This is a genomic window from Streptomyces scopuliridis, from assembly GCF_042790125.1.
GTDB classification, from domain to species: domain Bacteria; phylum Actinomycetota; class Actinomycetes; order Streptomycetales; family Streptomycetaceae; genus Streptomyces; species Streptomyces scopuliridis_A.
Genome location: NZ_JBHTZS010000021.1, coordinates 12,274 through 26,466 on the forward strand (window position 1 = coordinate 12,274; position 14,193 = coordinate 26,466).

The window sequence follows — 14,193 nt, forward strand, 5'->3', positions numbered from 1 at the left end:
GCCGCCAGGCTACAGACCAGCGCCCCTGCCCGATTCACATCCTGACGTCAGTGGCTCTCCGCGACGGCTACGCGGCCTGACCGCAAGGATGTCCGCCCGCGTGCCGGGCTGCCGAGGCTGTGTGCGAGGGCGAGGAGGTTGTCGTCCGACACCACCCGCAGACCGTAGTCCGCGAGCAGTGCGGCCATCCGCTGCGGCCTCCACAGCGAGCGCCACGGCTCGCCCGATGTGACGGAACTGCCGAGCACGCGTGTCAGAAGCCGGCCCGAGGCCGCCCTCGCCGACGGCGCCTGGTAGTTGACGACGAGTGCACTGCCGGGGACCGTCCGGACGGCGAGCGCGGCCACCGTGGCGCGCACCTCGTCGCGCGTGAGGTACGGAACGACGCCCTCCCACAGCCATGTCGTCGGCACGGATGGGTCGTGCCCGGCCGCATCCAACGCAGCACCGAGATCATCGACGGCGAAATCGACCGGTGTGAACCGCACGGAACGGGCGATGGCCGGCAGCTCGGCGGCGAGGCGACTGTCCTCGTCCGGACCTCGGAGCACTGGCGCGGCCTCGGCGAGGCGGGCGCGCTTGTCCTGCTGGGAAGCCGGATGGTCGACCTCCCACACATCTGTCCGCGCAAGCTCGGGCAGACGCCACGCGCGCGTATCCAGACCGGCGCCGAGGATCACGAGCTGGCCGGTCACGCGGGCGCGCAGTGCCTCGTCGATCGCGACCGTCCGCGGCACGACCACCTCGGCGCACGCCCGCACACCCTCATACACGGTGCGCTCCCGCCAACCCTCCGGCGGAGTGTTCGCGCGCACCTCGTCCACGGGCGTACGTTCCGCACCACGCAGCAGCCGTACCGCGACCGGATCCGCGAACTGGCCTGTAGCAACCCTCCCGTTCGCGGCCGCCCGGCCCTGGCAGACCAGCACCGCCGTCCGGCTCGCCGCACGCCCACCCTCGCTCATGGAGCCATATTCAACACCACCCACGGCCTGCCCCAACCCCATGGAAAAGCAAACAGCTGGAGGCTCTGACCTGCCTGGCGACGCACCTCGGCATGTCACCGCCAGAGCTGTTCTCAGCGGAGAACACTCCGGATTGGCGAGTCCTTGTGATCCGTCAGCCGTTCACTCAGACGGGCAGTTCGGTGACGCTGAGGGCGAAGTCCACGTTCCCCACCCCGTGGTTGGCGAGGCCCACCGTGACCACGCCCGCTCCTTCCAGCCAGTGCGCCATTTTCAGGCCGCCGACGTCCAGCGGACGCATCCCGAGGCTCTCGATGAACGCTGCCACACGTGCCTTGGCCCGCGCATTATCGCCAGCGATGAAGACGTCGGGCCGACCCTTCTCCAGGACATGGCGGAAGATGGTGTTGAACGCCTTCACCACGCTGGCGCCGGCCGGGGCCGCCTTGACGACCTCCTGCGCGATCGAGGTCTCCTCGCGGTGGGCCAGCCCGTCGAACGTGGAGTTGAAGGGATTGCTGATGTCGACGATGACCTTGCCCGCGAGAGCGTCTCCGTACTGGGCGACGACCGGCACGACGCCGTCGTACAACAGGGCCACGATGACGATGTCCCCGGCCGGGGCGGTGCCCCACTCTCCCGTCGTCGCGCCGCCACCGAGAGCCTTGGCCAGGTCAGCGGCCTTGGACTGATCGCGGCCCATGACCTCGACGGTGTTGCCGCCCGCTATCGCCCGCGTTCCGATGGTGCGGGCCATGTCCCCGGTGCCGATGATGCTGATGTTGCTCATGAGATGTCCTGCCCTGGTTGTGGTTGTTCGGTTCAGACGGCGGTGGTGCCGCCGTCGGCGACGAGTTCCATGCCGTTGACGTAGCTGGAGTCCTCGGAGGCGAGGAAGAGCGCGGCGGTGGCGATTTCGTCGGGGCGGCCCATCTGGCCGCGGGGGATGAGGGATTCGAACTGGCGCTTGGTGGCCTCGTCGAAGAGTTCTTCCTGCTTGGCGGTGGCGACCTGGCCGGGGGTCAGGACGTTGACGCGGATGCGGCGGTCCTTGAGCTCGTTGAGCCAGACGCGGGCCCAGGCCTGCTGGACGGCCTTGCTGCCGGCGTAGACGCTCCAGCCGGGGAAGGCGCCGAGGGAGGCGTTGGAGCCGGTCATGAGGATGGAGCCGCCGTCGTTGAGGAGCGGAAGGGCCTTCTGGACGGTGAACAGGGTGCCGCGGGCGTTGAGGGAGAACGCGGCGTCGAAGTGGGCCTCGGTGATCTCGCCGAGCGGGGCGGGCTCGCCCCCGCCTGCGCTGGCCCACAGCACGTCGAGGCTTCCCTTCTCCCGCTTGACGGTGTCGTACAGGCGGTCCAGGTCGTCCAGGTCGGCGGCGTCGCCCTGGACGCCGGTGACGTTGCGGCCGATCTGCTTCACGGCCTCGTCCAGGGCGTCCTGGCGGCGGCCGGTGATGAAGACGTGCGCTCCCTCGTCGACGAACAGCTTCGCGCCTGACAGCGCCATGCCGGTGGTGCCGCCGGTGATGACCGCGACCTTGCCGTCGAGCTTTCCCATAGTCATTCCCTTGGGTCGGTGGTGCCGTGTGTACCTGGGGGTGACGGTGTTATGTACACCGTCCTGTGTGCTTACGCTACTGGGCAGGCGGCCGGGGCGCAAACTATGTACACCGGTCGTTACCTAGCTGCGGTACGGTGGACCCATGACGGAGTTGGAGAAGGGCCCCACGGGCCGCCGCCGCGGCCGGGGCGCCCGCGAGCGCATCATCAGCGCGTCCCAGCAACTGTTCCGCGAGCAGGGCATCAACCGCACCGGCATGGACCAGCTCTGCGCGGCGGCCCAGGTGTCCAAGCGCACGGCCTACCAGCACTTCACCGGCAAGGACGAACTCGTCGCCGAGTACCTGCGCCGGTTCGACCCCTCCGTTCTGCCCGGCGTGTTCGACCGCACCGACCTCACGCCCCGCGAACGGCTCCTCGCCGCCTTCGACATCCCCCCCACCACCCCCCTGTGCCCCTACATCGCCGCCGCCGTCGAACTCCACGACCCCCAGCACCCGGCATCCCAATACGCGCGCGACTACAAGAAAGCCGTCGCCGCGCGGCTCGCCGACACCGCCCGCGAAGCCGGCGCCTCCGACCCCGAACAGCTCGGCGAGCAGCTCGCGCTGCTCCTCGACGGCGCCGCGGCCCGCACCCGGGTCCTCGACGCCGACGCCTTCCCCACCGCCGCCGCCATCGCAGCCGTCCTCATCGACAACGCCATCCCCGCCACGGCCGGCGATGACCGTCGACGGGAGGAAGTGTCGAGTTGACGTGGCACACCGCGGCAGAGCACTCCGACCGGCGACGCCCCGGCCGGTCACGTCGTCGTGCGCGCCCGCTTCGCCGTCCTGTCAGCCGATCAGGGCGCCGGGGTTGAGGATGCGGTGGGGGTCGAGGGTGTCCTTGGCGGCGCGCAGGGCCCGTGCGAAGGGCTCCGGGCGCTGGATGTCGTAGCCGGGGCGGTGGTCGCGGCCGACGGCGTGGTGGTGGGTGATGGTGGCGTGGTGACGGTGCAGGACGTCGTTCGCGGCGGCTTTGATGTCGTCCCAGAGCTGGACCTCGTCGCCGGGGCGGCCGGCGACGGCGACGGTGAAGTAGGGGGCGGCGCCGTCGGGATAGACGTGGGTGAGGCGGCAGTTGATGGTGGCCGGGTATCCGGTGGCCTTCAGGGCGGCGGCGCCGACCTCGGCGCGGACAGCGCCGATCAGGGCGGGGATCTTGTCCCAGGTGGCGGCGGTTTCGAAGGTTTCGACGACGGCGCCCATGCGAGCCAGGCCGTCGCGCTGGTAGGGCATGCGAAGGAACGCCGTGCGCCAGGCGCTCACGGCGGCGTCGGCCGGGGCGCCGCGGTCCACGGCGGGTGTCTCGCCGCGTCCGCCGTGGGCGCGGGCCAGGTCCACGGCGGTGGCGAGGCGGTCGTCGACGGGGCCGGTGGCGGACTCGAAGCCCAGGACCAGGACGGCGGAGCCGTCCCGGGAGGCGCCCGACAGCAGCGCCTCGCCGGGGTCGAGCAGGCGGCAGTTGGCCGGGGCGAGGTCTGACTGGGCGATGGCTCGTACGGCGTCCAGCGAGCGGTGGAAGTCGGTGAACGCCACGGACATCGAAGCCTTGAACCGGGGGCGCTCCCGCAGACGCATCCACGCCTCGGTGATGACGCCGAGCGTGCCCTCGGAGCCGAGGAAGAGCCGGTCGGGCGAGGGTCCGGCGCCGGACGCGGGCAGTCGCCAGGACCTGCTCACTCCGGCGGGCGTGACGACGTTCAGGGACTGCACGAAGTCGTCGATGTGCGTGTGGACGGTGGCGTAGTGGCCGCCGGCGCGGGTGGCCAGCCAGCCGCCGAGGGTGGAGAATTCGAAGCTCTGCGGGAAGTGGCGCAGGGTCAGGCCGTGGGGCCGCAACTGGTCCTCCAGGACGGGACCGAGGGCCCCGGCCTGGATGCGGGCCGAGCGGCTGACGGCGTCGATCTCCAGGACCCGGTCCATCGCGGTCAGGTCCAGCGACAGCACGGCGTGGTGGGCATCGCCGCGGTACTCCACACCGCCGACCACCGAGGAGCCGCCGCCGAAGGGGATGACGGCCACGCCGTGCCCGCCGGCCCAGTCCAGCAGGTCGGCCGCCTCCTGGTCGCCGGTCGGGCGGGCGACAAGGTCGGGAATCCGGCCGGGCCGGCCGCGCAGCGCCCGGGCGACATCGCGGTAGGCCTTGCCCATCGCATGGGCGGCACGTACGCCGGGATCGGCGGTGACCAGGTGCGCCAGGGACGGCGGGGGCGTCGCGCCGGGGCGGCCGATGGGCAGGTCGGCGACCCGGGGTACCGGCAGCGGGCGGGCCAGGGTGCCCGGCAGCAGGGCCCCCAGCGCGATGCATTCGGTGTCGTCGGGGTGGGCGTCGACGTAGCCCCAGCCCCACCAGGAGCGGGCGCGGGGGGCGGACGTGGTGGCAGGCATGAGGGTGCTCCCAGGTGGGAATACAGGAAACTTACCCAGCAGTAAATTACTGTAAGGTAAGATTTGGTCCCATGACAACGCCCTCCTCCCGGGCCGGCACCAAGGGCGTGCCGAGGGCCGATCGCGAACGACAGATCCTGGCCGCGGCCACCGAGGAGTTCGGCCGCCGCGGCTACGAGGCCACCACCGTGGCCGCTGTCGCCGGCCGCGTCGGCGTCACCAAACCGCTGCTGCACCAGTACTTCGGCAGCAAGCAGGACCTCTATCTCGCCTGCCTCGACCCGGTCGGCGACCGGCTGCTGGACGCCATCCGCAGCGCCATGGCCGAACATGCCACCGGCGCACCGCCCACACCCCTGCGCGTTCTGCACGCCCTCTTCGACGCCCTCGACGGACAGCGCGAGGCATGGTTCGTCCTCTACGACCCCTCGCTGCCGCCCGACAGCGACGCCGCCAGCCGCGCCGCGTACTACCGCGACGCCATCGATGAGCTCGCCGCCACCGGCACCGCCGAACTCCTCCACACAGCCGGATCCGGCGACCCGCTCGACGCCGACGCCCTCACGTACGCATGGCGCGGGCTGTGCACCGCCCTCATCCGCTGGTGGATCAACCACCCCGATCAGACACCCGAAGCCATGACCCGGCGCTGCGCACGGCTCGCCGCGGCCGGCCACGCGATCCTCACCGCCGACGACGACCACACGTGAGCTGGACCGCCACCTCCTGGGCGTGAGGCGACTACGCGTAGCGGAGGCGTGGCGGCAGGTAAGAATGAGGTCATGACGATGTGCAAGAAATGCGGTGCGCAAAAGCGCCGTTGGCCCCGTTCCTGCCCTCGGTGCCGTTCGGGGTCGGGCCGGGAGACCGCGGCCGCTGACGCCGCCGACCTGGCCGTGCCGGCAGGACTCTTTGAGTGGGTCTGGCGAGGAATAAAGGGAGTTGCCCGACTGGTAGTGCGTGCGCTCAACTGATTCGGTTCATTCCTGCTGACGAGCTGTGCTGCCGCAGGTCACAAACTGCTTCTGATCCTCCGGCGATTCGGGGAAAGAGCTTGCTCGTTCCGCGGCTGCCGTCTCGCAAGAAGTCTCCCCGGTCTCAGCGGAGTTCGGCCGGTGGGAGTTTGCCTCGGTGAAGTTCGACTGCCGTTTCATACCGGACTGCGTCGGGTCCCCGTCCAGAGCGAGCTCGGCCCGCCGTGTGTGGCTGCCCGCTGTGCTGTACTGGTGCCCACTCGACTCCCCCGGAGACCCTTTGATGGCCCGACTGTACGTTCGTCCCGGCATCGACCCCGACGAGCCGGATGTGCCCGTCGTCGTCCTCCTCGTCGATCCCGAGGGCGCCCCCGGGGAGCGCGCCGTGGTCCGGCTCGGCGACTACTGTCACGAGGTGAACGGCTGGGCCTGCCTGTTGCAGACCGATGGCTGGGCCGAGCACACACGCGACAGCGGCCGGCTGATCGTCGACGTCGCCGTTTACCCGGCCGGGTTGCGCGCGGTCGGGGTGGACCCCGCCGACTTCCCCGGTCGGTCGGCCGTCGACCCGGAGGCCGTAGTGGTCCTGCGCGCGCAGACAGCGGCCGTCCCGGGGCCGTTTGTACCGCTGTCCGAGGCCACGGCCGTCTTCACAGCGGGCCCCGACGTTCCACTGGACGAGCTGCTCGCGACCTATGACGACTGGCCGATTCTCCTCGCGCCCCCGCCCCAGGCATAGCCCCGACCGAGCGCGAGTCGCATGTAGGCCGGGTCCCGCAGATCACTCGGTCCGCACAGGTTTCCCTCGCTGTCCAGCAGAATGGGGTACTGCGCCCAATGCGGGTGGCCGCCCACCTGGCTCTGCCACCAGGGGAGCTCCTGTTCGAGGTCGTCCAGGCAGTGGGCCAGGTCTTCGCCGCACTCCCCCGGGATACCGAGGGCGGTGACCATGACGGTCCCGGTATCCGGAATAGTGGGTACGACCCCCTTCACGACCAGGAACTGCTCAGTTTCGTGGGCGAAGACACTACCGAGGGTCTCCTCGGGACATCGGCGGGGACGGGTGGCAGTCGACGCGGGAACGTGGATCACCGTCGCTCTGTCCCGCGCCGTCTCGCCAAGATCCTCGTGAATGAAGAAGACGAGCCTGCCGTCCTCAGGCAGAGGGATGTCCAGACCGTGCCGGGGCACCCCTGAACAGTCGAGAGTGGCCACGTAGTTGAGAGGGCCCATCCCCTCCAGGACAGGCCAGGGAACATCGTCCGGAAGGTCCGGCTCACCGCCGTACCACCACACCGTCGGGCCGTCCCCGTCCCCGTCCCCATCGCCACGCCCGTAGAAGTGGAGGGCAGGCCGCACCAGCTCCAGCCACCGCTGCCGCAGCTCCACCGGCAACACATCCAGCAGGGGATCCAGAACACTTGGGTTGTGATAGCTTGCCGAAGCCAGTCGAACTCTCGTACGCGCATGAACGGGAGTTGGGGAATCCGGTGTGAATCCGGAACTGACGCGCAGCGGTAAGGGTGACGGGCGGGGCATTGAAGCCACTGGGCCAGCGATGGTCCGGGAAGGCGCCTCGTTCGAGTGATCCCGAGTCCGAAGACCTGCTGGCGGACCGTACGAACGGGCCCCGCGAACGGGCCCTCGACGTTGAGGAACGACTGTGACTTTCGCGCGTCCCGCCCCCTGTTTCGCCATGCTCCTTTCCGGAGTACTCCTGCTGGCCGGTTGCGGTAACCCGTCTGGTGGCACCTCCGATACCACCACTTCGCGGGCCGGCAAGGTCCCTCCCCTGCAGAACTGCGGGCGCACCGTGGACACGGGTGGTGCGGTACCTCAGCGGGCCGTGTCGCTGAACCAGGGGACGACCGAGATCATGTTCTCCCTCGGCCTCGCTGACCGGATGGTGGGCACCGCCACCTGGACCGACCCGGTGATGAAGGGGCTGGAGAAGTCCGACAGAGCAGTGGAACGACTGGCGGAGAACTACCCCTCCTTCGAGCGGGTCCTCAGCACCGAACCCGACTTCGTCGCGGCCTCGTTCGCCTCCACACTGGGCAAGGGAGGAGTGGCTACGCGCGAGCAGTTCGAGAAGCTCGGCGTCCCCACCTACCTCTCCCCGTCCGACTGCGAGGGCAAGGACAACAGTGGCGGCGGCGACGGCAGCCGGTCCGAACCGCTGACGATGGAGACGGTGTACGGCGAAGTACGTGATGTGGCACGTATCTTCGGCGTCGAGGAGCGAGGCGAGCGGCTCGTCGCACAGCTCACATCCCGCGTGAACAGGGCCACGAAGGATCTCGACGCGTCCGACGTCACGCTGCTGTACTGGTTCGCCAACGCCGAGTCCCCCTACATGGCGGGATGCTGCGGAGCCCCCGGCATCATCACCGGGGAACTCGGGGCGAAGAACGTCTTCGACGACACCACCGAGGAGTGGCCGCAGATCAGTTGGGAGACCGTAGCCGACCGCAACCCCGACGTCCTGGTGATCGGCGACCTGACCCGTAAGTCGGAGACCGCCGAGAGTGCCGCGAAGAAGATCGAGTTCCTGGAGTCCAACCCGGTCACGAAGACGATGGACGCCGTACGGAACAAACGGTATGTGCTCCTCAGCGGGCAGTCCATGAACCCGACGATCCGGACGGTCGAGGGAGTTGAGCGGGTCGCGGCCGAGGTACGCGAGTACGGCCTGGCGAAGTGACCGCGACCCTGCTGCGGACCACGGCCGGCTTGGCCGCACTTGTCGTCTCCGTCGCCGTGGCCGTCACCATCGGCCCGGCGGACATCGGCGTCGATGAGGTCTGGTCGGCCCTCGCCTCACATCTGGCGGGCGACGCCTCCGGGCTGACGCCGATCCGGGACGGGATCGTGTGGAACCTCAGGCTGCCGCGCACGCTGCTGGCAGCGGTGTGCGGGGCCGGGCTGGCGCTGTGCGGCACGGTGATGCAGTCCCTGCTGCGTAATCCGCTCGCCGACCCCTTCGTGCTCGGCGTCTCCTCAGGGGCGTCGACCGGGGCGGTCACCGTGGTCGTTCTCGGCGTGGGCGGTGGAGCTCTGTCGCTCTCCGCGGGCGCGTTCGTCGGCGCCCTCTGCTCCTTCGCGCTGATGCTCCTGTTGAGCCGGACGCTCGGCGACAGCACGGACCGCGTGGTGTTGTCCGGGGTGGCGGCGATGCAGCTGTTCTCCGCGCTCACCTCGTTCGTCGTGGTGACCTCCGCCGACGCCGAGACGACCCGAGGGGTGTTGTTCTGGCTGCTCGGTTCGCTCAGCGGCGCGGGCTGGGCCGACGTGTGGCTGTGCCTGGCCGTGCTCGCCCTGACCCTGACGGTCTGCCTGGGGTACGCCGGAACCCTGGACGCCTTCGCCTTCGGACAGGACGCCGCGGCGACGCTCGGAGTCAGTGTCCCCCGTACCCGCCTGATCCTGCTCTGCGCCACCGCCCTGCTCACGGCCGCGCTGGTGAGTTCGGCCGGTGCCATCGGCTTTGTCGGTCTGGTGCTGCCGCACATGGCCCGAGCCCTGGTCGGCCCCGGCCACCGTCGTCTGCTGCCGGTCACCGCGCTCGGCGGGGCCGTGTTTCTGGTGTGGATCGACACGCTCGCCCGCACCGTCCTGGAGCCTCAGGAGATACCCGTGGGCGTGGTGACGTCACTGATCGGCGTGCCCGTCTTCGTCCTCGTGCTCCACCGGACACGGAGGACACACCGATGACACTCCGCACGGAACGCGTCTCCCGCACGGCCGACGGCCGGCTGATCCTCGATGGGGTCAGTCTCGCGCCCCCGCCCGGGGCCATGACGGGTCTGCTCGGGCCGAACGGCTCCGGCAAGTCCACTCTGCTGCGTCTGCTCGCCGGCGTTCTCGCCCCGGGCTGCGGCGTCGTCACGCTCGACGGCCGTCCCCTGGACGAATTGCGGCGCAGGGACATCGCGCGCCGCGTCGCCGTGGTCGAGCAACAGGCGGACACCCTGGTCGAACTGAGCGTCGCCGACGTCGTACGGCTGGGACGTATTCCCCACCGGCGGCCCTGGCATCCCCCGACGTCGGCGGACGAGCGGGCGGTGACGGCCGCGCTGGAGCGCACCGGTCTGAGCGACCGTGCGTGCCAACGATGGAGCACGCTGTCCGGCGGCGAACGTCAGCGCGTTCAGATCGCCCGCGCTCTCGCGCAGGAGCCGCGTGAACTGCTTCTCGACGAGCCGACCAACCACCTGGACATCCAGCACCAGCTCGATCTGCTGAATCTGGTCGCCGAACTCGCCGTCACCAGTGTGGTGGCCCTGCACGACCTCAACCTCGCGGCGATGTTCTGCGACAGGATCGTGTTGCTCCGGCAGGGACGGGTTATCGCCGCGGGCACACCCCAACAGGTTCTGACGGAGGATCGGATCGCCGAGGTCTACGGCGTGAAGGTGAGGGTCACCGAGCCGGGCGAGGATGGCCGCCCGCACATTCGCGTACTGGGCACCGTGACCCGCCGCCGCTGAACGGCACGCGCGGCGACCGCAGGTCGCGAAGCTGTATGGCTGTACAGCAGTAGAGGACGCTGCGTGGTCCGCCAGGCGGCCACACCCCCGCGTCCGACCGCCCCGCTGCGTCGATCGGCTCCGGGGCGCCGACCGTGCCACAGCACCCGCGCATCCCCCGTCATCGCTGCCGGTTGCCGAGTCGGCCGTGCCGGACCACATTCGGCATGTGCTCGCTCGCCACAGGGTATGTACTATGGCTACCGCGAAGGGGAGTAGCCCTGTGATACCGGTCGTCGACATACTGGAGCCTTTTGACGGGTTCCCGGTGGCCGGGCCCGTGCCGTAGCGGTATGGGTGGGCGAGACCTTCGGCCCTTTGTCGACGACGTATGCGAGTCGGCGGGGTCGAAGCTTCCGCCACTTCCCTCGCGCGGTCGTCCTCGAAGCCCCCGCCGGTAGCGGGAAGGCCCGGACGAGACCCGTGATGCACTCCGCACCTCGCGCTGGCCATGCGCGCTCGCATGATCACCCCCGCACGTCTGACCGTGGCAGCCAGGTACGTCCTGGCCGCCGGCGTGTACGGCATGGGCTTCGTCCATGTCCCCGAGCGCCGCCGGGACTTCGGCCACCGGTTCGCCATCGGAGCCACCGCCCTGGCGTGCTCGCTCATCCACCGCGCTTTCCGACGCGAGCACTGGCTCGGACCCACTGCCCTGGCGCCGATCAGCGGGACGGTCCCGGGTCTGGAAGCCCGCACACCTCAACTTCCCATCGTCACCGTCAAGTCGAGTTCCGTACACCTTCGGCTGTCAGATTCACTGTCGTCATTGAGGCGTTTAGTAAGGATTTGCCATGTCTAGGCCGTTTCTCCGTTCCGCAGCCATGACCGCCGCTCCGGTCGCCGTCGTCCTCGCCCTGGGGTCGGTGACGGCGTCCAGCGCGACGTCGTCGTCGAGTGCCGCCACAGACTCGTCCGCGGCAGCGGACTGCTGGCCGTCCACCCCGGGCGGGTACGTGCACCCCCTGGCCTTCCCGCAGCCGGCCGCCAAGGACATTCCGAAGGACGGCTTCAACGTCGTCGTGGAGATCCCGCAGGACAGCATCACGAAGTACGAGATCGACCCGGCAACGGGCCAGTTCGTCGTCGACCGCTTCATGTCGATGCCGGTCTCCTACCCCGCCAACTACGGTTCCGTGCCGCAGTCCGTGGGCGGCGACGGGGACCCGCTCGACGGGCTCGTCCTGACCCGCGAACCCCTCAAGTCCGGCGCGGTCATCAACGTACGGGCGATCGGTGTGCTGAAGATGGTCGACGGCGGCGAGGCCGACGAGAAGGTCATCTCCGTCCCGGTCGACGATGTGGACCCCACCTACTCCGAGATCAAGGACATCAAGGACCTGCCATCCATGGAACAGCAGCGGATCGAGGCGTTCTTCAACGTCTACAAGCAGCTCGGCAGCACCAAGAAGGTCGAGCTGAACGGCTACGACAACGCCTCCAAGGCCACGCGCCTCGTCAAGGACAGCGTGAACGACTACCAGGCGAAGTGCTCGTCCTGACGCCCACGGACCGGACGAGCCCGGCCTGAACCACGGCGGCGCCGCCTGAGGGCCACCGCCGCGATCCACGGCTCCGCGCCACCCCGGCGGCGCGGAGCCGTACCTCGATGATTCATCGGGTACTTCGCGCTTTACCGCAATTGCATTATGTGTAGGATGAACAACCACGAAGGGGAGTAACCCCGCAAACCGGTCGTCGACATACTGGAATCCCGAGCGGGATTCCCGGTGGCCGGGCCCGCATCTGTCGTGGATGAGGGCGGGTGAGACCTTCGGCCCTTTGTCGATGACAACTAGTGCGTCGGCGGGGCCGAAGTCGTACCGCCGCCCCGAGCTGGTCGTCCTTCGGTCTCCTGCCGGCGCCGGAAGGACGACCGAGTCCCGTGATCCATTTCGTTTTGCTCATCGTGTGCGCGGTGGCGATCTATCTCTCGTGTGAGTGGTTCGTCAACGCGGTCGAGTGGCTGGGCCAAAGGCTCAAGGTCGGCAAGATGGCCGTCGGCACGATCCTCGCTGCCTTCGGTACGGCTCTTCCCGAATCCGTGGTCACCCTGGTCGCGGTCACCACCGGCGCGACCGAGGAGGCCAAGAACATCGGGGTGGGCGCCGCTATGGGCGGCCCCCTCGCACTGGCCACCGTCGCCTACGGCGTGACCGGCGCGGTGCTCCTGCTCAAGCGCCGCAGGGAACGCCTGCTCGTCCTGGCCGATACCGGCATGCCGCCGAGCGGCCCCGACAGCGGTGAGGCGCTGGGCGACGAGAAGGATATGCAGCGCCTGGCCAAGGACCAGAAGTGGTTCCTGCCGATCTTCATCGTGAAGGTCGCACTCGGACTGGTCGCCTTCGCCTTCAAGCCCGCTCTCGGCCTGCTGTTCTTCGCCGCCTACGCCGTCTATTTCTGGCGCGAGATCCGCAGCAGCCGCGCGGAGGAGGGCGACGAGGAGGACGAGGAACTGGAGCCGTTGAAGTTCCAGCCCAAGAAGGCTTCTCCCGCCACCTGGGCCGTGGTCGCGCAGACCCTGGCCACCCTCGGCGTGATCTTCCTCGCCGCGCACTACTTCGTGGCACAGCTCGATGTCATCGGCCCGATGCTCGGCCTGTCCGCCACCGTGACCGCCCTGCTCCTGTCCCCGATCGCCACCGAACTCCCGGAGATCATGAACGCGGTCATCTGGGTACGGCAGGGCAAGATCAAGCTGGCGCTGGCGAACATCTCCGGCTCGATGATGATCCAGGCCACCGTCCCCAGCGGCATCGGCCTGTTGTTCACCAAGTGGCACTTCGACGGGGCCCTCTTGTGGTCCGGGATCATCACCATGGCCGCGATCGTCTACCTCCTGGCCACCATGCGTGCCCACAAGCTCACCCCCGCCCGCCTCGCGACGGCAGCCGGCTTCTACGTTCTGTTCGCCCTGGGCCTGATCCCGATCCTGTCCTGACGCTCCCTCCCCGTCCGTTGCCGCCCGGGCCCAGGGCGGCAACGGACCGAACCCGGTACCCGAAAGTGCGCCCGCCAGCGCGTTCGCGCCCCGGGCGACCCGGCCTCCCGGGCCTACTACGACAAGAGGATCACCCAGGCACTCGGCATCTGCCGGACGAGGCAGCACGGCCTCCGCCCGGGGCGCCGGAGCACCGTCTCTGCCCCGGAGTACTGGGTGCGTACCCGAAGTTCGCCGCCAGCGGCGGCGACGCCACCCGCAAGCGCGAGGCGGCAGCTTTCCTCGGACTTCAACTACAAGGCCGTTGGCGACGCCCTCGGCGTCGACCTGCTCCACGACGCCATGGTCAACGCCAACGCCGGCTGAACACGCACGTCCCACCAGCCGGGGGCCGGGGGCCCGGGCTGCAAACCGTGCCGTCGGACCCCGGCCCTCTCAAGATCCGTCCCATATCCCCAGACGCTTGAGCCGACGCTGCCGGAGCCGCTCTGAGAAGGCCGTGAGGCCGAAGACAAGCCCCATGAGCAGCCCGAACACCACGGCGAACAGCGGATCGTCGGGTTCCTCCTCACGCGACAGCATCAAGAGGAAGAGCGTGAAGGGCACAGCCACGCAGAGGAAGGTGCCGATCGGGTGTCGGGCCACCCACTTCTGGATCCGCGTCGGACGGCGCTGCCCACCCATGGCCCGGTCCAGAGCCCAGAACGCCTTGCTCAGAGACCGCCACCAGTTCGCCACGGCAGAAGAGTACGGCAACCGATCAGCTGCCCCCTGGCCGAGGGTTCATGACCGA

General features: G+C 69.4%; 16 protein-coding genes and 1 riboswitch. Of the genes, 10 read left to right on the plus strand and 6 right to left on the minus strand.

Going from position 1 to position 14,193, the window contains the following annotated elements; genetic code table 11:
* Positions 1-47: 47 nt before the first annotated feature.
* The 3 genes from ACFRKB_RS26940 to ACFRKB_RS26950 form a co-directional block, all read right to left on the minus strand.
* Entirely contained in the window at positions 48-1,007 is a 960-nt protein-coding gene (locus ACFRKB_RS26940; protein WP_383109030.1) for a class I SAM-dependent methyltransferase, read from the minus strand.
* A 124-nt stretch (positions 1,008-1,131) separates the two neighbouring features.
* Positions 1,132-1,755, minus strand: coding sequence for an NADPH-dependent F420 reductase (locus ACFRKB_RS26945; RefSeq protein WP_383109032.1), 624 nt, complete (start codon positions 1,753-1,755; stop codon positions 1,132-1,134).
* A 32-nt stretch (positions 1,756-1,787) separates the two neighbouring features.
* Entirely contained in the window at positions 1,788-2,522 is a 735-nt protein-coding gene (locus ACFRKB_RS26950) for an SDR family NAD(P)-dependent oxidoreductase (RefSeq protein ID WP_383109033.1), read from the minus strand.
* A gap of 145 nt (positions 2,523-2,667) precedes the next feature.
* Between ACFRKB_RS26950 and ACFRKB_RS26955 the strand changes: the two genes are divergently transcribed.
* Entirely contained in the window at positions 2,668-3,279 is a 612-nt protein-coding gene (locus ACFRKB_RS26955) for a TetR/AcrR family transcriptional regulator (protein WP_383109034.1), read from the plus strand.
* Positions 3,280-3,360: 81 nt separating this feature from the next.
* Here the strand turns inward: ACFRKB_RS26955 and ACFRKB_RS26960 are convergent, their stop codons facing one another.
* Complete coding sequence (locus ACFRKB_RS26960) at positions 3,361-4,956, minus strand: FAD-binding oxidoreductase (RefSeq protein ID WP_383109036.1); 1,596 nt, start codon at positions 4,954-4,956, stop codon at positions 3,361-3,363.
* Positions 4,957-5,027: 71 nt separating this feature from the next.
* On the opposite strand from ACFRKB_RS26960, the gene ACFRKB_RS26965 reads away from it, so the two are divergent.
* On the plus strand, positions 5,028-5,666 hold the full coding sequence (locus tag ACFRKB_RS26965; protein WP_383109037.1) for a TetR/AcrR family transcriptional regulator: 639 nt from the start codon (positions 5,028-5,030) through the stop codon (positions 5,664-5,666).
* Positions 5,667-6,213: 547 nt separating this feature from the next.
* On the plus strand, positions 6,214-6,669 hold the full coding sequence (locus ACFRKB_RS26970; protein ID WP_383109038.1) for a hypothetical protein: 456 nt from the start codon (positions 6,214-6,216) through the stop codon (positions 6,667-6,669).
* Here the strand turns inward: ACFRKB_RS26970 and ACFRKB_RS26975 are convergent.
* Complete coding sequence (locus tag ACFRKB_RS26975; RefSeq protein ID WP_383109040.1) at positions 6,624-7,328, minus strand: DUF1963 domain-containing protein; 705 nt, start codon at positions 7,326-7,328, stop codon at positions 6,624-6,626. The genes ACFRKB_RS26970 and ACFRKB_RS26975 overlap by 46 nt on opposite strands.
* Positions 7,329-7,359: 31 nt before the next feature.
* Positions 7,360-7,556: riboswitch (cobalamin riboswitch) on the plus strand.
* A gap of 70 nt (positions 7,557-7,626) precedes the next feature.
* On the opposite strand from ACFRKB_RS26975, the gene ACFRKB_RS26980 reads away from it, so the two are divergent.
* From ACFRKB_RS26980 to ACFRKB_RS27010, 7 genes are all read left to right on the plus strand, one after another.
* A complete protein-coding gene (locus ACFRKB_RS26980; RefSeq protein WP_383109041.1) occupies positions 7,627-8,634 on the plus strand; it encodes an ABC transporter substrate-binding protein in 1,008 nt (335 codons plus the stop codon).
* Complete coding sequence (locus ACFRKB_RS26985) at positions 8,631-9,644, plus strand: FecCD family ABC transporter permease (protein ID WP_383109042.1); 1,014 nt, start codon at positions 8,631-8,633, stop codon at positions 9,642-9,644. Before ACFRKB_RS26980 ends, ACFRKB_RS26985 begins: the two co-directional genes overlap by 4 nt.
* Entirely contained in the window at positions 9,641-10,420 is a 780-nt protein-coding gene (locus ACFRKB_RS26990) for an ABC transporter ATP-binding protein (RefSeq protein ID WP_383109043.1), read from the plus strand. Before ACFRKB_RS26985 ends, ACFRKB_RS26990 begins: the two co-directional genes overlap by 4 nt.
* A gap of 502 nt (positions 10,421-10,922) precedes the next feature.
* Entirely contained in the window at positions 10,923-11,261 is a 339-nt protein-coding gene (locus ACFRKB_RS26995) for a hypothetical protein (RefSeq protein WP_383109045.1), read from the plus strand.
* A complete protein-coding gene (locus ACFRKB_RS27000) occupies positions 11,254-11,961 on the plus strand; it encodes an inorganic diphosphatase (protein WP_383109046.1) in 708 nt (235 codons plus the stop codon). The genes ACFRKB_RS26995 and ACFRKB_RS27000 overlap by 8 nt, the downstream gene beginning before the upstream one ends.
* Positions 11,962-12,344: 383 nt before the next feature.
* Positions 12,345-13,400: a sodium:calcium antiporter gene (locus ACFRKB_RS27005; protein ID WP_383109048.1), complete on the plus strand. Its 1,056-nt coding sequence runs from the start codon at positions 12,345-12,347 to the stop codon at positions 13,398-13,400.
* A 216-nt stretch (positions 13,401-13,616) separates the two neighbouring features.
* The gene (locus tag ACFRKB_RS27010; RefSeq protein ID WP_383109049.1) at positions 13,617-13,766 is read left to right on the plus strand and encodes a hypothetical protein; all 150 of its coding nucleotides are present in this window, start codon (positions 13,617-13,619) and stop codon (positions 13,764-13,766) included.
* Positions 13,767-13,835: 69 nt separating this feature from the next.
* Here ACFRKB_RS27010 and ACFRKB_RS27015 read toward each other — a convergent pair whose 3' ends face one another.
* Positions 13,836-14,138 (minus strand): hypothetical protein, encoded by a 303-nt coding sequence (locus ACFRKB_RS27015; RefSeq protein WP_383109051.1) that lies wholly within the window; start codon positions 14,136-14,138, stop codon positions 13,836-13,838.
* Positions 14,139-14,193: the final 55 nt, after the last annotated feature.